The organism is Candidatus Brocadia sinica JPN1 (assembly GCF_000949635.1).
Taxonomy (GTDB): domain Bacteria; phylum Planctomycetota; class Brocadiia; order Brocadiales; family Brocadiaceae; genus Brocadia; species Brocadia sinica.
In genome coordinates this window covers 725,248-746,359 of the sequence record NZ_BAFN01000001.1, presented here as the reverse complement: position 1 = coordinate 746,359, position 21,112 = coordinate 725,248, and the positions used below count along the sequence as shown (strand labels likewise).

Annotated in this window: 18 protein-coding genes; 1 reads left to right on the top strand and 17 read right to left on the bottom strand. The window is 41.0% G+C overall.

All coding sequences use genetic code 11. From position 1 onward, the window contains the following. Positions 1 to 119 precede the first annotated feature (119 nt). The 4 genes from BROSI_RS03375 to BROSI_RS03360 form a co-directional block, all read right to left on the bottom strand. Positions 120 to 3,308: a PAS domain S-box protein gene (locus tag BROSI_RS03375; RefSeq protein WP_052562328.1), complete on the bottom strand. Its 3,189-nt coding sequence runs from the start codon at positions 3,306 to 3,308 to the stop codon at positions 120 to 122. Between the two features lie 223 nt (positions 3,309 to 3,531). Further along, entirely contained in the window at positions 3,532 to 4,287 is a 756-nt protein-coding gene (locus BROSI_RS03370; protein ID WP_157842350.1) for a sigma-70 family RNA polymerase sigma factor, read from the bottom strand. Between the two features lie 1,142 nt (positions 4,288 to 5,429). Continuing rightward, positions 5,430 to 6,980 carry a sigma-54-dependent transcriptional regulator gene (locus BROSI_RS03365; RefSeq protein WP_230400632.1) on the bottom strand — a complete coding sequence of 517 codons (1,551 nt, stop codon included), beginning with the start codon at positions 6,978 to 6,980 and terminating at the stop codon, positions 5,430 to 5,432. Positions 6,981 to 7,830: 850 nt separating this feature from the next. Then, positions 7,831 to 11,802 (bottom strand): ATP-binding protein, encoded by a 3,972-nt coding sequence (locus BROSI_RS03360; protein ID WP_052562326.1) that lies wholly within the window; start codon positions 11,800 to 11,802, stop codon positions 7,831 to 7,833. 540 nt (positions 11,803 to 12,342) lie between these two features. On the opposite strand from BROSI_RS03360, the gene BROSI_RS20955 reads away from it, so the two are divergent. After that, entirely contained in the window at positions 12,343 to 12,471 is a 129-nt protein-coding gene (locus BROSI_RS20955) for a hypothetical protein (protein ID WP_261338843.1), read from the top strand. A gap of 96 nt (positions 12,472 to 12,567) precedes the next feature. Here BROSI_RS20955 and BROSI_RS03355 read toward each other — a convergent pair whose 3' ends face one another. The 13 genes from BROSI_RS03355 to gvpA (BROSI_RS03295) all read right to left on the bottom strand — a co-directional run bounded on the left by BROSI_RS03355 (position 12,568) and on the right by gvpA (BROSI_RS03295) (position 20,998). Continuing rightward, positions 12,568 to 12,855 (bottom strand): gas vesicle protein K, encoded by a 288-nt coding sequence (locus tag BROSI_RS03355; protein WP_052565621.1) that lies wholly within the window; start codon positions 12,853 to 12,855, stop codon positions 12,568 to 12,570. A gap of 444 nt (positions 12,856 to 13,299) precedes the next feature. Then, positions 13,300 to 13,608: a gas vesicle protein gene (locus BROSI_RS03350; RefSeq protein WP_052562325.1), complete on the bottom strand. Its 309-nt coding sequence runs from the start codon at positions 13,606 to 13,608 to the stop codon at positions 13,300 to 13,302. 235 nt (positions 13,609 to 13,843) lie between these two features. Next, positions 13,844 to 14,032: a gas vesicle protein gene (locus tag BROSI_RS21230; protein ID WP_052565619.1), complete on the bottom strand. Its 189-nt coding sequence runs from the start codon at positions 14,030 to 14,032 to the stop codon at positions 13,844 to 13,846. A gap of 241 nt (positions 14,033 to 14,273) precedes the next feature. Beyond that, complete coding sequence (locus BROSI_RS21225; protein WP_420886067.1) at positions 14,274 to 14,576, bottom strand: ArsA-related P-loop ATPase; 303 nt, start codon at positions 14,574 to 14,576, stop codon at positions 14,274 to 14,276. A 25-nt stretch (positions 14,577 to 14,601) separates the two neighbouring features. Beyond that, positions 14,602 to 16,485 carry an ArsA family ATPase gene (locus BROSI_RS20950; RefSeq protein WP_052562323.1) on the bottom strand — a complete coding sequence of 628 codons (1,884 nt, stop codon included), beginning with the start codon at positions 16,483 to 16,485 and terminating at the stop codon, positions 14,602 to 14,604. A 13-nt stretch (positions 16,486 to 16,498) separates the two neighbouring features. Beyond that, a complete protein-coding gene (locus BROSI_RS03330) occupies positions 16,499 to 16,867 on the bottom strand; it encodes a gas vesicle protein GvpG (protein WP_082059002.1) in 369 nt (122 codons plus the stop codon). A 505-nt stretch (positions 16,868 to 17,372) separates the two neighbouring features. After that, entirely contained in the window at positions 17,373 to 18,119 is a 747-nt protein-coding gene (locus BROSI_RS03325) for a GvpL/GvpF family gas vesicle protein (RefSeq protein WP_052562322.1), read from the bottom strand. Between the two features lie 132 nt (positions 18,120 to 18,251). Further along, complete coding sequence (locus tag BROSI_RS03320; RefSeq protein ID WP_052562321.1) at positions 18,252 to 18,440, bottom strand: hypothetical protein; 189 nt, start codon at positions 18,438 to 18,440, stop codon at positions 18,252 to 18,254. A gap of 38 nt (positions 18,441 to 18,478) precedes the next feature. Continuing rightward, complete coding sequence (locus tag BROSI_RS03315; RefSeq protein WP_157842349.1) at positions 18,479 to 18,754, bottom strand: hypothetical protein; 276 nt, start codon at positions 18,752 to 18,754, stop codon at positions 18,479 to 18,481. Between the two features lie 26 nt (positions 18,755 to 18,780). Next, positions 18,781 to 19,791, bottom strand: coding sequence for a gas vesicle protein GvpN (gvpN, locus tag BROSI_RS03310; protein WP_052562319.1), 1,011 nt, complete (start codon positions 19,789 to 19,791; stop codon positions 18,781 to 18,783). 40 nt (positions 19,792 to 19,831) lie between these two features. Then, positions 19,832 to 20,074 (bottom strand): carbon storage regulator CsrA, encoded by a 243-nt coding sequence (gene csrA, locus BROSI_RS03305; RefSeq protein ID WP_052562318.1) that lies wholly within the window; start codon positions 20,072 to 20,074, stop codon positions 19,832 to 19,834. A gap of 298 nt (positions 20,075 to 20,372) precedes the next feature. Continuing rightward, complete coding sequence (gene gvpA / locus BROSI_RS03300; RefSeq protein WP_052562317.1) at positions 20,373 to 20,591, bottom strand: gas vesicle structural protein GvpA; 219 nt, start codon at positions 20,589 to 20,591, stop codon at positions 20,373 to 20,375. A 188-nt stretch (positions 20,592 to 20,779) separates the two neighbouring features. After that, complete coding sequence (gene gvpA / locus BROSI_RS03295; RefSeq protein ID WP_052562316.1) at positions 20,780 to 20,998, bottom strand: gas vesicle structural protein GvpA; 219 nt, start codon at positions 20,996 to 20,998, stop codon at positions 20,780 to 20,782. Between the last annotated feature and the right edge of the window lie 114 nt (positions 20,999 to 21,112).

Here is a 21,112-nt window from a genome sequence, read left to right as displayed (position 1 = left end):
AGCCATATAACCACTCAGCCATTCTCATGCATCGTATATCGTACATCTAAAACTTGACTCATTTGTGAAGACAAATCAGATATAAAGTATTTAATGACAATAACCCCAGTTGTTTCATATCAGGAGATAACATTTACCTGGCTCTTCTCTTTATTCTCTAAGTATTTTTCAGGCAATTTGTATGTTGCAGAAAGAGCATTATCCAGCACCATTCTCACCCTCACCAAAAACCTCTTGGGGGAAATAGGTTTTGAAACAAAGTTTAATCCTCCTTTAAAAGGAATGCCTTTTTTATGGATAATATCTTCACTATAACCGCTCATAAAAAGGACTTTCATATCTGGTCTTATCTTCCTTATTGCATCATATGCCTCTTTGCCGCTTTTTTTCGGCATGAGCACATCAAAGACAAGAAGATTGATATCGTCTTTATTTTCCATAAACTTCTGTATCGCCTCTTCTCCATCTGCTGCTTCTATGGCTTTGTAACCAAATCTTTCAAGCACTTTTTTCCCAAGAGTTCTTACCTCCTCTTCATCCTCTGCCAACAGTATTGTCTCTGTGCCGTCAAGGGTAACGGGTGCACTCGTGTCTGGTTTTAACTTGTCAGCCATTGACTCAACCAGTGGTAAATATATCTTCAATGTTGTGCCTTTGTCAGTTTCACTATAGACATTTATGTATCCGTTGTGTTGTTTCACTATCCCATATACAATCGCAAGGCCAAGCCCGGTACCCTTTCCTACCTTCTTGGTCGTGAAGAACGGCTCGAATATCCTTTTTTTCGTTTCTTCATCCATACCTACACCCGTATCTGAAAAAGACAAAAGAACGTACTTCCCTATCAGACCATAACCATGTGCCTTTATATATTCATTGCCCAATTCCACTATTTCTGTACGTATGATGATATCTCCTCCCTCAGGCATGGCATCCCTTGCATTTGTGGTGAGATTCATCAATACCTGCTCCATCTGACCGCTATCTGCCATCACAATACCGTCTCTGTTCATCAGTATCGTCTTGAGTTCTATATCTTCGCCAATAAGCCGCGACAAAAGGCTCTCAGACTTTTTTACGAACTCGTTTACGTTTACTGGCCTTTGGTTGATTATCTGTTTTCTACTAAAAGCAAGAAGACCCTGGGTTAGTTGGGCTGCCCTCTCTGCTGAGGTAAGTATCTTTTTAACGTATTCCATTGATGGGTTGCCCTTTTTTGTTTCCTTGTTTAATAAGTTTCCATATCCTATTATTACGGTGAGGATATTGTTAAAATCATGGGCAATACCCCCGGCAAGCTTGCCAATGGATTCTAATCTGGAAGCACGTTCAAGCCGTTCTCTCAATTTTGTCTGCTCCTCTTCTGCCTGCTTGACCAAGGTAATGTCCTCCTTAAATGCAATAAAATTGGTAATAACCTCTTCCTGGTTTTTTATCGAAGAAACACGTTCCTGCTCCCAATAAAATTCACCGTTTTTCTTCTTATTGCAAAATTCTCCCTGCCATTCACCACCAGCGGTAATCGTGTTCCATAACCGCGTGTATACCTCGGGTGGTGTTTTCCCTGATTTTAAGATACACGGGTTTTTCCCCATTACCTCTTCTGAGGTATAACCTGTTAATTGTGTGAATTTTGGATTTACATATTGAATGTTGCCGTTTGTATCGGTAATAACAATTGCGATTGTACTTTGTTCAATGGCGTAAGATAATTTTCTCATCTGATCCTCCATCCGTTTGCGCTCGGTAATATCCTGAACCGTTCCCACCATTCGAATAGCCCTTCCTGTATCATCAATGAAAATCTCTCCTTTTGCATAAACAATTCGGACTGTTCCATCCTTAAGAAGTATCCGATGATCAATATCGTAATACGTATTCTTGTACAAAGCTTCATTAATGGATTTTTTTACAAAGTCCCTATCGTCAGGATGAACGCAATCTAAAAACGCTTCATAGGTTGCATTAAATTCCCGGGGTGAAAGTCCAAAGATACGATAGATCTCATCGGACCAGCACAATTCATTTTTTACAATATCCCACTCCCAGCTTCCAATATGAGCAATTCGCTGAGCCTCGGCAAGGCGGGCATCACTCCTTGTAAGCAATAATGTTCTGGTTTTAATATCATGGGACATATTATTAAAGGAGTTACAAAGCATCCCGATTTCGTCACGCGTTTGAACTGGGATGACAACATCATAATTTCCACTGGCAATATCCTTAGCAGCATCAGATATAATGCGAAGAGGTTGCACCACCCTTTTTACAAAAATAACGAACAATGTGAAGATTAGTGCAATTACTATATAAACAGTTATCATCGCGTTTACGAGCATATATTTTAGAGGAGCCATCACATCGTTTTTGTCAACCTCAACCAGGAGTACCCATTTTAATGACGGAATATACATTGATGCGCCAGCAACCTCTCTATCCCGGTAATCCTTATAAAGTCCAACCATTTCTTTCTGTGATGTTAAGCTTAACTCAACCGGCAATGTGTTGACTACCTGCTTCAAAACAGCATTTTTCACGAATCTGGACTCGGTAATCATACGTTTCTCTTGATTGACCAGATAGACCTCCATGCTTTTTGCTCTCCCTCTGTTCCAGGAGATTGCCCCCAGTTCCCTGATAGATTCTCCGGCCAGTACTTTATTGATCTCTGAGAGTTGAATATAGTTAACAATCACACCGATGGGTCTTCTCATCACTTTACTAAAAATAGGAGCTGAAATTGCAATTCCAGGCTGTTTCGTATACCCAAAGTAGCATTCTACAACCTTAATGACGTCACTCCCTTTTATAAAAAATGCTTCGTTGGATAAATCCATTCCAATTTCAGGGATGTTTGTAGAAGCGACAACCCGTCCTTCCGGAGAAAGGACATGGATAGTCTTTATGCTCTTGTCAAGAATGATTTTGTCCTTGGCGAGGTATTTATTCAGGGACATAGTTGCAATTCTTTTGTCACGGCTACGATTTATTTTTAAAAGCTGATGTCTTATAAAGCCATCACTGGCAAAATCCTGGACACGTCGCTTCGATATCTCCAGGAATTGATAGACATGGCCCTCGTAAGCCTCTGCAATGGCTGTTATATCGTTAAAGATAAGTTCTTTTATATGCCATCTGTTTTTATGGAAGCTCAAAAAGAATGTAATCACGACAGGAAGGAGAATGAAGACAATTCCGATCAATGCCTTTTTTGAAAGTGATCTATTAAATTTTGACTCCATAACTGGTAAAATACCTTTAGCACCGAAGGTCTTAACTATTCTCTGTAACCTTTGAATTCTTTGCATTGCAGCATTTCCTGAATGAAAACACACTTCCGGCACTCTCTTCCGAGGGAAGAGCAAAAGTCCACTCTATCGGTAGGACAAGCGTCCCCGCTTGTCATTATGATGTCAACCGGGGACGGTTGACCTACCTCTGGGGATTTAAGGGGTGTGTTTGATGCGGATAAATTCTTTACCCATACGCAGAATGCTAGAACCCGACTTTTGCTGAATGATACATCATTTATCAATTGTTCAATGCTGACTTCCTCATTTTCATTCGAAGTAAAAATAAAGCATGATGGTGGAGTTGCGATACTCTTGATTCTGAGATGCCCAGTGATCGACTTATTTCCCTCAGTAATAAACCTTCATAATAATATAAGGTAATTACCAGTCTTTCTTTTTTTGGTAGTTCATCAATGGCCTGTGCCAATAAAGAAATTTCTTCCTTTGTCTGTAACTCGCTTAACGGATCAGTGGACTTAGTATCTCTTATTTCTTGATTCCTATTCTCTTCCATAGTATCTTCTGTTTTTTGACAAAACCCTTCCAAAGAAAATAATGTACTAAAATGGATGTTTGCTAACAATTTATTTAACGCAGCAGGGTCAATGTTTAATGCCTTTGCAATCTCGTCAGTTTGTGGTGGCCTGCTGAGTTTTTGCTCCAATGAAATGCATGTATCTTTTACCATCTTTGCTTTTTCACGCAATGTACGAGGCATCCATTCCTGCGATCTCAGGTAATCTAAAATTGAGCCACGAATACGATACATAGCATATGATTTAAATTTTGTGTTTCTCCTTGTATCATATTTTTCTGCCGCTTTTATCAAACCAACAATACCGTACTCTATAAGGTCTTCCTGGTCTACAAACGAGGGTAAATAATTTATAATTTTAGACACTACATACTTGACCAGTGGAAGGTGTTTTATAATCAATTTATCTCGTTTTTTCTGATTATTTCTTGTATAGTTAATTTTTAATTCGTTTACCATACACATTATTTTTTTCCTCCCTTTATATATGGAGTAACCACAAACCCATCACCTGGCCTTAAATAACTTACGGTCTCATTAAATGGATTACTTTTCACTACTTTTGTAACCATACATACCCTCCCGATTTGTAATTTAAAACATTTTTTTATTATTTAAACCCTAATCCTGTTCAGTTAATAATTATTCTCTTACGGCATTATTACGAAAACCATGCCTTGTTATGCATTATCCATAAATATTATCAAACAAGTTTTAACCTTGTGGGGGGCAAAGAATTAAAAGGCTTTATATTTTTGAATGCAAAACTCTTGATTTAGTAAACATACTTTGTATGAAAAGATTCCATAGCACAATTGCCATAGTTTTTGATACAGATTCCATACACAGCAGAACTTTAAATGATCTACGTTCTTAGCCAGATAAGAAATTTTGGTAACAATTTAGCCGTTTGAAAATTGTCTTTAAATAAACCGCCACCGCTTGTTTCCAAACCATGTCCTCATGAAACCTGTCCTCACGGAAGTGGGGAATGAGGAAGGAGTTTGGGAGCGAGCAGCTAAAAAATTAAGTTTTACAGCCTGTGTAGCGCAAACTTCAGTTCGCAGGACATCGGCATAAATGTCGTGCTACATGTCCCGGCAAGAGTAAAAAAGACAATGCGCGAATTACTGCAAAGAAGGCAGGGAGGGTATAAGGAGCAAGGGGGGGCATGAAAACTCTGACAGGGTTTTAAACCCTGTCAGAGTTAACGCGCATATGCCCCTTATGCCTTATTCTCTGCGTTCTCAGCACCCCTCTGCGGTTAACTAGTACAAAAATCGGGAATGCTCCCGTACCACCCCCCACACCCCCACCCCCACCCCCACCCCCACCCTAACCCTCTCCGTAAACAGAGAGGGAAACGAGTCTCCCCCGTTTACGGGGGATTAAAGGGGAAAAATCCTTCAAAATACTAAATTTTTACGAAATTTTTACAGGCGAGTTGTTTAAGAATTTATTTGTTATTTGATTGCAGGTCTGCTGCGCCGGAATATAGTGGCGCTTTTTACTAGAGGATCAATGAAAGGAAATTCAAACCAACAGTAGTGGCAAGGCGCGCCTTGCCACTACGCTGTTATAAAAGTTGCAGAATGCCTAATTTAATCTATGCAGGATACCGATGGTATCGGATGGGCAACTTCTATCATCGGCTGTACCGTAATACCATATTTCTTGATCTTGTAGTGCAAAGTCTTGTTGTCAATCTTGAGTATCTTTGCTGCCCGGCTCTTGTTTCCATTGGTATGTTTTAAGGCATCTGTAATCATTATTATTTCAGCACTCTCAATGCACCTGGACACACTATTATGAAGTGAAATATCTTTACCATTATTTATATCAAAATCCAGGGAAATTGTATGTCTTGTTGCCCCATGCACTATGCTCGTTGTCTGTTCCATCATGTAACCAGGCTTTTTTTTATGCTCCAATTCATTTATCAGAAGATGTTTCGTTTCAATAATATCCGAGGCTAATAAGACTGCACGTTTGATGACATTTTTCAGTTCTCTCACATTACCTGGCCAATCGTATGTCAGCAGCTTTTCCAATGCATCTTTTGCAATTTCCTGAATATTCTTTTTTAATTCTCCGTTGGTTATATCCAGGAATCTCTGAGAGAGATATATGATATCTTCCTTGCGTTGTCGCAATGGTGGTATCTCAATACAAAATTCGTTCAACCTTTGATACAAGTCCATTCGAAAATGCCCGGCGTTTACCAAAGTCTCCAGGCGTTCATTTCCAGCCACAACAACACGTACATCAACCTCGATTTCCTTACTACTTCCTAAACGCCGGATTCGCCGTTCCTGAAGCACTCTCAGCAATTTACCCTGCATAGACCTCGGTAAATTTCCAATCTCATCGAGAAATAGAGTACCGCCGGAAGCCATTTCAAATTGTCCGATCTTTTTTTGATCCGCACCAGTAAAGGTTCCTTTCTCATATCCGAAAAGTTCACTTTCAATCAACGTTTCCGGGATCGAACCGCAATCTACTACCACAAAGGATTTGTCTTTCCTGGAACTTCTATTATGGATACCCCGTGCCACTAATTCTTTGCCTGAACCTGTCTCACCATAAATAACAACCGTAAAGTTTGTAGGGGCAACACACTCTATCTGTGCGTTTAATCTTGCAATTTCAGCGCTGGAACCCATCTGTTCAATTAACGGCATGGTCACACCCAGTTGTGTCTTAAGCTTCTGAATCTCATTACGCATTGCCTTTTCTTCGACTGCCCTCTTTACCGCCAAAACAAGCTCATCATTAGCGAAAGGTTTTTTTAAAAAATCATAAGCGCCAAATTTAATTGCCTCGACAGCCGACTGTATTTCTCCATAGGCTGTAATTATTATGACAGGAACACTATCATTGACATGTTTAATTTGCCTTAAAACATCCATGCCGTTCATGCATGGCATACGGAGATCTAAAATGACAGCATCAGGACATTTCTCGTTAAATATGGTAATCCCTTTATTCCCGTCAGTTGCAGTATACGTGGTGTATCCTGCCTGATTTAAGATATGTGAAATCATATAACCCACATCTACTTCATCGTCTATAATGAGAACGTTTATTTTGTGTTCAGATGTATTGTTCATATTCATGTTTATTTTTGAAAAGTTATAATAGTTCACACTCATTCTTGATCTCCCCCCATCAAGGGGAGGTAATACGGAAACTTCTGGCTGCACGAACCTATCAATAAATGTTCCCAATCCCCTGGTGGCAATGTCATTGAATTAAAATGTGAACGACTGAGACATTGCCTTCCCTCCGTTGTTATTCCGCCACGAAAACAAGAAAACCAAAAATTTGTTTGTTTTTTGGATACCTCCTTTTTTGTGCTGAATTTTTAGACAAATACTCAATATTACATGAGCCATTCGCCTTTTTATTTATCAAGCAAAAATCGTCTCCGGATAAGATAAGTCATAAATATCAGGCATATTAGCTCCATATTTATTCTTTATGTAAAATTAATTGATCTCTAATTTTATATTAAGAGCAAATACTATTCCTGATTCGTTGCGCTTTCAAATTTGTTCTTCAGGAGGGTGTGAGAAATATGATATAAGCTTTACGGAATAGGCAAATTCCCCCTTATCAAAGGGGGTCAGGAGGTTGTTCAACTGCTCGCTCCAAAACTCCTTCCTCATTCCCCACTTCCGTGAGGGCAGGTTTCATGAGGACATGGTTTGGGAACAAGCAGTGGGGGTATTGAGAACAATTTTTGGCGTGGGAAATCAACCATTATCAGATGAATAATCCTATGAATTACTTAATAATGTTGGATGTTTCGGTGAGTCCTCTCACCGAAACAAGAAATCCTCAGTACCGAAGAATCGGAAGTCATCGGCAGTGGGTTTCGGCGTGAGGACACGCCGAAACATCAGAATAATAGCGACCACTTACCTCAGCAAAAAATTGTCCAGATGTAAGTCCTTGCGAATGGGAGCAAGGGGAGGTCATTTTGATTGCGGCCATGCAGGGCTAGGGATCTCTTCCAAAAGGCTTGTCCAGTAATTCTCTTACAATCTTCAATAGTTCCGTTGGTAAAATGGGCTTTGATACATAGGTTAATCCCTTTTCAATGACGAAACCTCTTTTATGAATAATATCCTCACTATAACCGCTCATAAAAAGGGTTTTTACCTCTGGTTTCACCTTCCTTATAGTATCGTATGCGTCTTTACCGCTTTTTTTGGGCATCACTACGTCAAAGATAAGAAGGTTGATTTCGTCTTTATGTTCCGTAAACTTCTTGATTGCATCCTCTCCGTCTGTCGCTTCTATGACCTTATAACCATTTCCCTCAAGTACTGTCTTTACAAGATTCCTTACTTCTAATTCATCTTCTGCCATCAATATTGTCTCCGTACCACCGGCGGTAAGTGTATGTGTTTCTCGTCTTTTCTTTTCAACCGCTGACTCAATCAGGGGTAAATATATCTTGAATGATGTACCTTTGCCCGGCTCACTATAGGCATTTATGTAACCATTATGTTGTTTCACTATTCCGTACACAATCGAGAGGCCAAGCCCGGTACCCTTTCCGACATCCTTGGTCGTAAAGTACGGCTCAAATATCCTTTTTCTCGTCTCCTCATCCATACCTTCACCAGTATCTGAAAAAGACAAAAGGACGTACTTCCCTGTCTCACCATAACCATGTGTCTTTCTGTATTCATTGTCTAATTCAATTATGTTTGTGTGTATGATTATCTCCCCTCCATGAGGCATGGCATCCCTTGCATTTGTGGCAAGGTTCATCATGACCTGCTCTATCTGGCCGCTGTCCGCCATCACAATACACTTTTTGTCCGTAAGGCTGATCGTAAGTTCTATGTCCTCACCGAGAAGCCTCCTCATAAGACACTCTGAACTTTTCATGAGTTCATTTATTTCTACCGGCTTCTGATCGGATATCTGTTTTCTGCCAAATGCAAGGAGACCTTGCGTTAACTGCGCCGCCCTATCCGCGGATGTAACGATTTTTTCAACATAAGCCTTAAATGGATCGTCTCCTTTCAACTCCTTGTTTAACAACTGTCCATATCCCGATATTACCGTAAGGATGTTGTTGAAGTCATGGGCAATACCCCCGGCAAGTTTACCGATAGATTCCAGTTTGGATACACGTTCAAGTTGTTCTCTCAGTCGTGACTGCTCTTCTTCTGCTTGTTTTATTTCGGAAATGTCCTGAATCGTCCCCACCATGCGAACAGGTCTTATTCCCATATTATCAAACAAGACCACCACCTTTTCGTGAATAAAGCGTATCGTATTATCTTTTAAAGTTATGCGGTATTTTATATCGTAAGGTTTTCTCTCAGATAAAGCTTTATCAATAGATTCCCTCACGAATGCACTGTCGTCAGGATGGATACGATCTAAAAACGCATCGTAGGTATCACCAAATTCTTGTGATGACAGGCCAAATATGCAATAAACCGCATCAGAATAGCACATCTTATTTTTTATGATATCCCACTCCCAGCTGCCGATACGTGCGATTTGTTGTGCCTCGGAGAGACGGGCTTCACTCTCCTGCAATGTTTTTTCCGCTCGCTCGCGCTCCAGCTCTGCTGAGGCACGCCCTGCAAAGATCTTTAGTAAAGATCCTGCAATTTCGACTTCCTTCAGTTCTTTTTTCCCCATGATCACCAGCAATCCCAGTGGGTGTTTGTTGCTGTCAGTCAGGGGAATACCCATGTAACTCTTCACACCCATTTCTCCCAGTGAATGATCTTTCGGAAATTGTTGCTGGGGGTTCTCATAATACGTCAAGAGACCTTTCTCCAGGACTTTTTCATCCGGTGTCCCGACAAAAGGATACACAACATTATCCAGGATCGCACCGTGGGCATACAGGGCAATAGTTTCCAGTTCGTTCCCTTCATGAATCAGTTTAGAAACCATTACATAATCAATGTTCAACATCTCCGCAATTTGCAACACCAATGACTGGAAAAATGCCTTACCGATTTTTGCAACAACCCCTTCTGCAATATTAAACAATATTTCTTCCATCCGTTTGCGTTCGGTTATATCCGTTGAGATACCGCAAATTGCGTAGACAGCCCCAGTGGAATCAAAAAGCGGGAACTTGATCGAAAGATAGTTGTGTAGTCCATCTTTCTGGGGTACTAACTCATCAAATTCGAAAGCAATTTTCGCTTCGAGTACTTTTCTGTCGTTTGCCTGAAATGCATCGGCCAATTTCTCTGGGTAGAGGTCTTTGTCAGTCTTGTATTTTATTTCATTAGTTGAACTAGGGAACAACTTTTGAAATTGTCTGTTGATGAAAAGGTATCGACCCTGAATATCCTTCATGTAGATGAGAGACGTAGCATTATCAAGGATGGCCCGCAACCGCTCTTCACTCTCCCGCAATGCGTCCTCTGCTTGCTTACGTTTAATGACAGGACCCAGTTGAGTCACAACCGCCGAAACAAGTCTAACCAGTCTTTCGTTTCGTTCTTCCAACTTTACCTGATAAAACACGATAGCAGTAACCACCTCATCATTTGCAATAACAGGGAAGGCTATCCCGGTCTTTATCCCTGTTTCTCCGGCAATCTGTCTGCGCAAATACTCCGGGTCATCGGCAACATCATATACCCACACGGGCTGCTTCGTTTTCCATGCTTTGCCAGGAAGACCCTTACCCATGGGAAAGCTCATTCCTTCGGTTGACGCAATGAATTTCTCCAGACCCTTGATAGTACTATACATTGCTCTATTGCGCAATAAGTGTGTGCCGTTTGAACTAAGCTTCCAGGCCTCCCCGTAAACCCAGCCTGTAATATCACACACCTTTTGCATTGTAATGACCAGTGCATCATGCAAATCTTTGGAATTACTGATATCCAGGATCATTTCTCGCAGCAAATAAATTTCATCCGCCGTTTGCTTGCGCTCGGTAATTTCACGTTCTAATGCTTTATTGACTTCCGTCAACTCTGCGGTACGTTCTTTCACCCGCACTTCTAATTCATTGTGAGCTTTTTGCAGCATAGCCTCGGCATGCCTGCGCTCAATGACTTCATGAAACAAGTTCCGATTCAAAATTTCAATCTCTTTTGTACGAAACGAGGCTTTTTGAAAAAAATAAACCGCTAATGCAATGAACAGAGACATGAAAATACCGGTAATTAATGCGATTTCTGGGACAATAGATTGCAATTCTACAAATAGCTCCTCGCGTGGCCATACGAGTATGCGTAAGGCTATATTATAAAATTTGATTTCTTTCTCAATAGACCATTTAGCCATATTTTCCCTGTTATCATTGCCTTGACTATAGACTTCTTCCTCATCATCAAAAACAGCAAATGAAAATCGTGATAAATCTTTATCAGTCAGGATCGAGGAAAATAATTTGTTGATACGAAAAACTCCAAGAATGAATCCATCAAAATTCTTTCCCGGGTAAATTGGCAGATTCACGAGAAAACCTTTTTCGCCTTGCACTAAGTCGATAGCATGTGTTACCGTGATCTCCCGACTGTCTCTGGCCTTTTCAAGTGCGATTCTCCGTCGCTCCTCGAATGCAAGATTGAGATTCTGAGCTTCCTCGTTCCCCTCCAGTGGCACAATCCAGCGCACATGGAATGAAGAATCCGCCCATTCGATAGCCTGATAAAAGGAATGCTGATTCACATAAAGTCTTACATCCGATTCCCACTCCTCTTTCGTTGTCTCGCCTCGCCTTTCCCAGCGTCTTGCCATGCGGGTCAGCGCCTGTGCCTGAGATTCCAAAAGTCTCTCAGTATTGGTCTTTAAATCCTTAGCCCTTAATTCAATGATCTGTCTAATATGAGAATGTTCCTGAACAACAAGCGTCCGCCGGAGAATAATTGAAACAGCCACCAGGACGACTCCAATAATTATCGAAAGCCATGCTGACAGAAAATCCCAATGATTTCCATATGTAACCTTTTTTGCATTTGCTCTGTTCATTGTTTTTTGCCTAATGAAAATATTGAAAGTGTCAGTATATATTATGAAAAGTAAATATGTTGCCAGACAGCCATGGTAGGGTGCGTCCTACGCACCAAAACAATCCAACGTATGGATGGTGCGTAGGACGCACCCTACCATGGCTGTTCTCGTGGGACAGTCGTTGGGTTTTTGTCTTTTAAAACCCAACCTAATTTAAATCCAGCTTCTTCCCACATCGGAATATCGCATCATTTTACCATTCTACTTAAATACTGCAACCGACTTTTATGAAACCTTTTTCTCAGGAGGGAAAATAAAAAGTTACCGTGAATTAACCCTGTCAGGGTTGACTCACGAACTTCGTGCTCCAGATTTTGTCTTTTTCCGACTCTTTCGGGTTAGAGGAGTAAATGTCTGATGTTTCGGCGTGTCATCACGCCGAAACCCACTGCCGATGACTCCCAATTCATTTCGGTGCTGAGGATTCATTCTTGTTTCGGTGAGAGGACTCACCGAAACATCCAGTACTATTAAGTAATCCATAGGATTATTCATCTAATGATGGTTGATTTCCCCAAAAATTGTCCGATTGTAAGCCTGGGAGAGGATGAAGAAGTGGGTAAAAAAATAGTTTCTCAACTCGAACGAGCCGGATGTGTAAAATGGAAAGTGGAAAATGCAAAGTAGGGGCGTGGTAACCCCGCCCCTACCATTTTTCGTTGGATTTTTGCCAAAAATGTCAAAATCATTTCCGGAAGATGCTATAAATCGCACATAAGATACTTAAAGCAGTCTGCCGATAGGACCCAAGTCTATATTCAGGTCTTCTGTTTTTAAGCCAAACTGGGATTTGAGTTCCTCCATTTTTTCTGCCAGCTTCATGAAAGTATTTCCCAGGTTATTTATCTCCTCCCTGGTTAATGTCCCGCTATCAATGCGCCTGATAGCCTGACGTTCTAAGAGTTCTCGCAGTAATTCAATAATAGTTAGTACTAATTTTGCCAGCCCCTTACCCACATCTGCCGGGTCGATATTAATATGATCTGGCAATACGCTTTTTTTCTCAGACATGATATGGCTGAATATATCAGGGGCATCAGTTTCAATATTTGGCATAAAACCTCCGTTTTGTAATAGATAGTAGGGGACACGGTGCTCCGTGTCCCTACGATTTATGAGATTCCAATATCGAATATCGAACAAGAAATAATGAATGTCGAAGGATAATAGTCGCAGGGGTGCATTGCAATACGCCTTTACAATCTTAATAGATTTTGTTAAGGGGGAACAACCCCTGCCCATTTATTAGGTGGAATTTCATCAAGTTCCCTATTTAGCGGGTTCAGGTTTACAACCTGAACCCTTAATTTTGATAAGGTCAAACTTGAATTAATGTTATAAATATTGGGTTCAAGTTACAAACTTGAACCCGTGAAGGCAACTTTTAAATACAAGTTTTTACGACTGTGGGCCACCCCCTTCACCCCCGCCAGCGGGGGACAGTAGGTGTAAATATTACTTTTGTTTTTTGGATTCGAGTATTTCTATACGCCTCTTGAGGGCTTCTAATTCTTCCACATTTTGTGGCGCGTTCAATTTTGAATTGAAATCTTTATTTGTCGCCCACCAGTCCATCCCTAACTCCCTTGCCTTTTCAACAGATGCAATCATGAGACGTATTTGAATAGTCAGGAGTTCAATGTCAACCAATTTGATCTTAATATCCCCCGCAATGACAAGTCCTTTGTCAAGGATTCGTTCCAATACATCGGCAAGTGTTGCAGAGTTTGTCGACTGTGTTATAGCTGTTCGTTGCCTTTCCATATTATATCCACCTTTCTGTGATCAAGTTAATCCCCCTTAGCAAAGGGGGATATAGGGGGTTGTGTTCTTTCTGTCTGAGTATTTGACAACCCCCGGAGTCCCTCTTTTTTAAGGAGGATTTTTTTGTCTGCCACCCCAAAGCCAGCATAAATAAATGTTCAAGAATTTCAAACCAACTATGTAGTGGCAAGGCGCGCCTTGCCACTACTGTTATAAAAGTAGCCGAAGGACTAATTTAAAAATCTGCCGCATGGTATATACCTGCCTGCCTTGCAGTTTCGACAGATGTTAATAATGCCCTCAGCCCAATATAAATGAGGTCAATGTTTGCTACCGATATCGTGATATCACCCTGGATTACCACACCGGTATTCAGTACGCGGTCGAGTGTCTCGCAAAGTGAAATATGTTGATCCGCCAACAGGGGGGAAGCATTAAAATCACCCGCCCTTTCCCTAAACAGTGCTTCCCCACCAGCAGAAGCAAACACTGGAGAAGGTTGGAATGACTGCTTTCCCGAGAACCGATATTCCTGTTGGAACCCAGCCTCTCCTACACCTTCCATAAAGGAGGATGACTGGAGAGACTGAGATCCCGGAGGAGGAATGAGAAAGAAGCGTTCTTTTACCATTAGGTATACTTTATCCAGCAAACGTAACAATTTTTTAAAAGTATCCATACAATTTCCTGCCAAAATGTTCCAAGTCTTTTATTCCACACACCTCTTCATATTGTTTATTGATAATGTACATGGATTCCCTGGGAAACAAGTGGCTAAAGTTATCGAATATCTTTTTTTCGTATGCAATTTTATTCGTGCACAAAGCACATTCAGCGGATATTCCATAAGTTTGGGAATGGGGTTGTATCATATTCAGAATCATCTGACTCGTTGGAATCTTAAGATTTCTTATGGATTGTACAAGGTCACTTGTCTCATGATATGCCATCTCAGTGGGGATGGCGATGGGAACAAAGAGTGAGTTTTCACCATTACGCAGTAAATTCAGGAGCTTTTTGATTTTTTTTTGACAAATCGATCAGGAAGGCTGAAAGTTTTGGCAAACGGAAGATATTTTTATATTTTAAAAAGAGATTAAAAAAGATTTTCAGCCAGTCGATCACCAACTCTGGCATTTCCAGGAACCGTATCAGATGGCCTGTTGGCGCTGTATCCAGAATGAACAAGTCAAATATTTCTTTATCGATGTAATCAATAATTGTGGCAATGGCCATGATCTCGTCTAGACCAGGTGGGGTCAAATCTATGAAAGATTCTATAATTTCCTTTTCGAATATCACATTTATTGCAGTATCTCGTTTTCCAAATACCATCGTAAGGTCTTTCATTTCTTCTGAATAGAGGCGCTTTAATTTTTCATATTCTTCTTCAGCATCCAATTCCCATACAGAGAGATTATTTTTCACAAACAGACCATCGCTTCCTATGGTAACACCAAGACAATCTGCAAGGGAATGCGCTGGGTCGGTTGAGAAAAGCAAAATGCGCTTCTCAGGGTACAGTTCTGAGAACAACACCGCAGTTGCACTGGCAATAGTTGTCTTCCCCACGCCTCCTTTGCCACCAAACAGCAGGAATTTTACTGTTGATTTGGGTAGAGGAAAATGATTTATTGATTCTCTTTTTTGCACATGCAATGTTTCATCAATAGCTGGGAGAAGGGGGAAAACGGAGAAAGGAGGAGATTTTGAATCTCCGATTTCCCCTGTCATCAATTTTCCCATGCGGTAGGGAGAGGATACCGGTATGCTGCTTACCATGCCATGATTTTGGGGGATAGTATCCGTCATTGCCTGCGCAAACATCAGTAACGACTCTTTTCCGTGAATCTCATCTGTGTACAAAGGTATCATCAGGAAGTTGTACCCGTCGAAATACCGTTTCATTTCATCGACACACTTTCTTTGAAGTAAATATTGTTCCTTACAAAAAGAGCAATTACTAACAGGATAGATACGATTAACGATAATGTTTTTTACCGGAATCTTGTACTCTCTTAATGTTGCTAAAAACCGCCGTGTTTCTTTGACACACAGGGTTTCCGGTAGCATTACCGGTACAAATTCGCAAGACTTATTCCGCAATACCCGCTCGACCCTTTCTATACTATTTGAAAATGCCTTGATAAATGCATCGGTATCATCTGCCCGATAATATCTTGTATATAACTTCGACATATATCGATGCTTTTCCATCATCAAATCAAGCAAACGAGACCATTTCTTTATGAGATGAGGCATTTGCAGAAATTTGATGGTATGCCCTGTTGGTGCTGTATCGAGTATGACAATATCATAGGCATCGCTTTCTAACAGATCGACCAGTTCTACCATTCCCATCAATTCGTCTATGCCTGGCAGGGAAGCTGAGAGAAGAGCCGATATATCCGTGTTGTCAAGGAAGGTACCTCTTTCCATAATTTTCTTGATGGTATTGCTATGTCTTTCCATAAATTTCTGGAATGAGGCGCGCGCATCTATTTCCCATACCATGAGATTTTGTAACAGTTCACCATCACCCCTAACTTCTTTCATCAGGGGCGGGAAACACTTATTACCATCATATTTCCCCCTTCTGTCCCCATCCCTGAGAGAGAGAAAGGGGTAGGCTGGGGGAGGGCAAGAATGCGGGCGAACTATTACCGGGTTATTTAGGCTATCCATGAGGGAATGGGCAGGGTCAATAGAAGCCAGGAGAATGCGTTTTTGTGGGTTTTTATTTGCAAGATGGAGTGCCGTTGCTGCTGCCGAGGTTGTTTTGCCTACACCTCCCTTACCTCCAAAACAAATCAAAGATATTGCTGGGTTTGTAAGGAATGAAGTACCTTGTGCGGTTTGTTCTCTCTTTTCATTCAAAATATGTTTACCCTCATTTTTTCATATTGCCACTGTGTTCATAAGAACTATTTTTACTTCTTTTTTTCTTTGCTCTGGTGGCTACCTTCTTCACGGTATCTTCGGCCCTGCTATCTTCATTTTCTTCGCTTTCTTCTATTACTTCAAAGTGTTTCTTTTTATATGCCTCTATCTGTTCAAGCCGGTTCAGGAGTTCCGATTCCCTTTTGTTAAACTCCTCTTCAGTGATTTTCCCGGTTTCAAGCATCATGTAGAGTTCGGATAGCTCCGCAGAGACATTCTCCTCGTTGAGAAATTCTTCCTCAGCAGCCTTATGAATCTGTTTAAAAATATAAAAAAAACCCTTTGCCGGGGAAAGTAGGATGTCATCGATTAATAACATAAATACCTCTTTCTTTGGTAACGATTCAGCGTACTTTCGCTCACAAACACTATGAGCGAACAAAATATTGATTATGTAATCCCGAAGGGATGTTATTATTATAGCATATCGTTATGCAATTATGGTTAACCCCGTAGGGGTGGCATGGTATCATTCTTTTCTCGATATTTCACCCCTACGGGGTTGAATATTGTGGTGCGTTTTTCTCTCTATAATCATGTCATCCCTTCGGGATTTTCTCGTCTGCCCGTTTTCCCTATTGGCTCCTAACTATTCTGAGAAAATTTTCTCTCTCACCGTCAGTTTCGCTGAATAGTTACTTTCTTTGTAAGTATTGCACAATATTCGTTCCCAAACAAAGTTTGGAAACAAGCAAAAGCAAAGCATGTGCAAACATAGTTTGTCCAATCCACCCTGTAACCCGCTTAAACAAAATGAAAATCCCTTACAGTTTAACTACCTTCTTCGCGTCCTTTGTAACTTTGCGATGAACCAGAACGCATATTTATGCCGTCTTCAATTTCATATCTACAAAATTGTGAGGGGCCCAGGGGCCGTTAAAATCAAAGGCATAATTGTCATCAAATAGCTTTGCCGCTTCAAAGACCCCCTTTTCAAATTGTTCCAGTTTTGTCTTTTCCACAAGACAAGCCAGTTTCATTACCGTTTTTTCATCTTTTGGTTTGTTTACTTGTATCTCACAGCAGTAATTTTTTATGATACTTTGTATTGTTGCTATGTGCCTTTCCCGGTCTTCATTCAGAATGGTCTCAAACATTCTTCCTAATTCCAGCTTTTCTTCCTGTGTGGCGCCTGTGGGTTTTAAAAATATGTTATCTCTGAATAACTCAAGTGTGCGATGTTTCATGACCATAAATTCAAAGATATTCTCGACATCCCATGCGATTTTTAGACCCATCTCAACCTTACTTTCTAATCTTTTCAACTGGCTTACAAAACTATCGTGGTTTAACTTTAATATTTTTTTAATGCTTGCTTCGTTATCTGCCACAACGCCAAAAGACACAGGTAAAATCGTTGATGTCTTCATGACTTCTTTGATCACACCATTGTGGGCACTCAAGTTTTTTCGCTCCGGACGAAGTTTGCCGTTTGGTTTATCACTGACTACGGCGGCAACACCGTTATCGAATATTGTAAAAACAGGTTTGCCATCAATACCATGTGTTGCAATATTAAGTATTGCATCGCTTTTTGTGAAACCGTAAATATATTTTCCGTTGCCAGGCATAACTATTCTCCTGTGTTATCCTTTTAGATTTAAGTTATTGGATCAAGTTGTAAGGAGGAACGCGCAACTCAAATCTTACTACCTACAACTCTTAACTGGACCAACCGCCAGTTTATGTTAAAGGTGAAAACCCTATGCAGTTCTGGTTCCTTCCGATACAGGGCGAGGAGTATGGGAGTATTTCAAAGATTTCAACTTGCCTTCCTGTACTTTGATATCCAGGACACCGCCACAGACCCAGCATTTAACCTCTCCCTCGTAATCATCATAGGTATCATTTAAGTCGAAATTATGACCACAGAGAATACAATTTATCTTCATCACTCAATCTCCTTTTAAAATCTATTTGTGAAGCACCGTCAGTACCTGAGCACCAGTCCTTTGTTCTTATTTGTGTTTGTCCCGATGCTGGTGTTTTCCTTGATACGATTTAAGAGATTATTCGTCTCACTTTCAATCTCACTAAGGCGTTTTTTAATAGCTTCGATGCGCCGGCGCGAGTTTTCCATTTCCCTGATACGGTGGGCCTTTTCCATCTCAAGGCAGGAAATTCTCATAAACGCCTTGTGTGGTAAAAAAGTCTGACCCACAGTACCTGCATGGGTTTTAATATCATTCATGCTTTTTCGTTTCATAGGCATTTTCATTGCTCTTTGCTCCTTTACTCTCCTTCAGATGAGCCACAAAATGTTTTTTTAATAAATGACATTTTTTCCATACTTTTTTCATTTCTTGTATTACATATTTTTTGAATTATCTCAGAAATTTTTTCCTGCATGATCGTCTTTCCATCACGGGTGATCTTAATCGTATTGGTGTTGAGTACATCATGACAGACACGACGGAAAATCGGGTCGCTCCACGCAACATGGCCACCGCGATGGGCAAGTATACGCGCAATCATGATACCAGCCCGAATGCTGGGACGGTGATTGTTGACTCCCATATTTCTCAGTTTTCTGATGATATCTATAATTATTTCTGCGTCTTCCCGTGCGATACCCGACCTTGCCTCTACGATCTTAATCTCGGTTTCTCTATCGAAGTGGTGAATTTGAATCGTCACGAGACGGTCGATAAGCGCATCCTGTGCCTTATGGGTGCCTGCGTATTCTTCAGGGTTCGAGGTGAAAATGGCGCGGAAATCAGGATGTACTTCTAGGTGGCCACTGCCGTACCTGTTTCGCTTTGGCGCACTTAAAATCCCTTCCTGAAGAACACTGAGCAAGACGTTGTTTGCTTCGGGCCTTGAGCGATTAAATTCATCGTAGATAAGCACATGGCCATTCCTGCATGCGCTGGTAAGGCGGTTATCCGCCCAGATGGTTTGCATCTCCTCTTCGGACTTCACCACTGAATGTATGAAATTATCATAGAGCTTTTTCTTCCGGTAACCATCATGCTTACCAATAAGGTCTGACGTTTTGAACTCATCATCTCCATGAATAAGTGTTACTGACGTTCCTATCCTTGAGGCTACATGGAAGGCCAGTGTCGTTTTCCCTGTTCCAGCAGGGCCTGAAAAGTGAACAGGATAACCTGCTTGAAGATATGCAAGCGCGGATTCAACAATTTCCTCTATATATGGAGTAGTCGCAAATCCGTTACTTGGTTCCAGAGAAACTCCCAATTCACAAGACTGCCGGTGGGTTTTCATTACCGCTGTGTTCATTCACGCATCTCCTTATTATTGTTGTCATTCAAAAATATTGTTACGATTTTTTTACATCCTTTCGCCACTGTTTGACAATTTCAACGATGGCGTGTTTGGATACCGTTGTGGCCTTCTTCGTCTCTTCCTGAATCTTTTCAAAAACCTCTTCTCTGTGAATCTTAATATGCTCCGGCGCAATGATACCCAGTTTGACCTGTTTCCCCTGACAGTCTACAACAGTAATTTTTATTTCATCACCAATAGTGATGCTTTCTCCTAACTTCCTTGTCAGTATGAGCACGATATTTCACCTTCCTGAAAATTGACAAACTATAGTGAACGGCTTAAAATTAGGCCTTCTGCAACTTCTATAACAGCGTAGCGGCAAGGCGCGCCTTGCCACTACAGTTGGTTTGAATCTCTTTAACATTAAATTAGGCATTCGGCAGCTTTTCCATGTAACGAGAACTTTAGTCCGCATAGGGATACAGGCGAATTAAAGTTTGCGCTACAATCGCAACTTTGAATTTCCTATACATGAACTGAGTTAAAGATGACCGCCACTTTTCAGGTGGCGGTCATCTTATTCCCCATAAACACTAAGCCGGTGAAGCGGCAGTAGCTGTCAAACCAATCGCCTCTGCGTACTTCAGATACGTTTCAACCGATGCAATCACAACCCTCGCTTCTACTGAAAGCAATTCGATACCTACCAGGGACACCTTTACCCATGCATCAACCACGATACCCTTATCAAGTATCCTATCTACGACCTCTGCAAGACTGGACGAATCGGTGGATTTCTGTACTTTTGCCATGTTATTATTCTCCTTTTATTCGTTTAATGTTGTTAATCCCCCTTATCAAAGGGGGAAACAGGGGGTTGTGTTTTTCTTCGAATGAGAATTATTTACAACCCCCTTTGTCCCCCTTTTCTAAGGGGGATTTTTATGCTTCTAGTACCCTAAAACCGCATAAATAAAATGAAACATCCTATACTAGGCGCTTAAGCCGGTGAAGCGGCAGTTGCTGTTAAGCCAATCGCCTCTGCGTACTTTAAATACGTCTCAACTGATGCGACCACCACCCTCGCCTCTACTGAAAGCAACTCGATACCTACCAGGGACACCTTTACCCATGCATCGACCACAATACCCTTGTCGAGTATTCTGTCAACGACCTCTGCGAGGCTTGACGAATCGGTAGATTTCTGTATCTTTGCCATGTTTATCACCCCCTTTCTTTGATTTTAAATTTTACGTAAAGATTCTTCACAGATTGCTTTTCGTTGTTATAATGGATAAGCCAAAATCATGCCTTATCGGCCAACCAAAAAAAC

Excerpts from the sequence above, each read along its gene's own strand:
- BROSI_RS03315 (WP_157842349.1), bottom strand. The coding sequence starts at position 18,754 with ATGAAACGAAAAAGCATGAATGATATTAAAACCCATGCAGGTACTGTG.
- gvpN (WP_052562319.1), bottom strand. The coding sequence starts at position 19,791 with ATGAACACAGCGGTAATGAAAACCCACCGGCAGTCTTGTGAATTGGGA.
- gvpA (WP_052562316.1), bottom strand. The coding sequence starts at position 20,998 with ATGGCAAAGATACAGAAATCTACCGATTCGTCAAGCCTCGCAGAGGTC.
- BROSI_RS03325 (WP_052562322.1), bottom strand. The coding sequence starts at position 18,119 with ATGCCTGGCAACGGAAAATATATTTACGGTTTCACAAAAAGCGATGCA.
- BROSI_RS03350 (WP_052562325.1), bottom strand. The coding sequence starts at position 13,608 with ATGGAAAGGCAACGAACAGCTATAACACAGTCGACAAACTCTGCAACA.
- BROSI_RS03355 (WP_052565621.1), bottom strand. The coding sequence starts at position 12,855 with ATGTCTGAGAAAAAAAGCGTATTGCCAGATCATATTAATATCGACCCG.
- BROSI_RS03370 (WP_157842350.1), bottom strand. The coding sequence starts at position 4,287 with ATGGTAAACGAATTAAAAATTAACTATACAAGAAATAATCAGAAAAAA.
- BROSI_RS03320 (WP_052562321.1), bottom strand. The coding sequence starts at position 18,440 with ATGAAGATAAATTGTATTCTCTGTGGTCATAATTTCGACTTAAATGAT.
- BROSI_RS03365 (WP_230400632.1), bottom strand. The coding sequence starts at position 6,980 with ATGAGTGTGAACTATTATAACTTTTCAAAAATAAACATGAATATGAAC.
- BROSI_RS03330 (WP_082059002.1), bottom strand. The coding sequence starts at position 16,867 with ATGTTATTAATCGATGACATCCTACTTTCCCCGGCAAAGGGTTTTTTT.
- gvpA (WP_052562317.1), bottom strand. The coding sequence starts at position 20,591 with ATGGCAAAAGTACAGAAATCCACCGATTCGTCCAGTCTTGCAGAGGTC.
- BROSI_RS03360 (WP_052562326.1), bottom strand. The coding sequence starts at position 11,802 with ATGAACAGAGCAAATGCAAAAAAGGTTACATATGGAAATCATTGGGAT.
- BROSI_RS03375 (WP_052562328.1), bottom strand. The coding sequence starts at position 3,308 with ATGCAAAGAATTCAAAGGTTACAGAGAATAGTTAAGACCTTCGGTGCT.
- BROSI_RS20955 (WP_261338843.1), top strand. The coding sequence starts at position 12,343 with ATGATGGTTGATTTCCCCAAAAATTGTCCGATTGTAAGCCTGGGAGAG.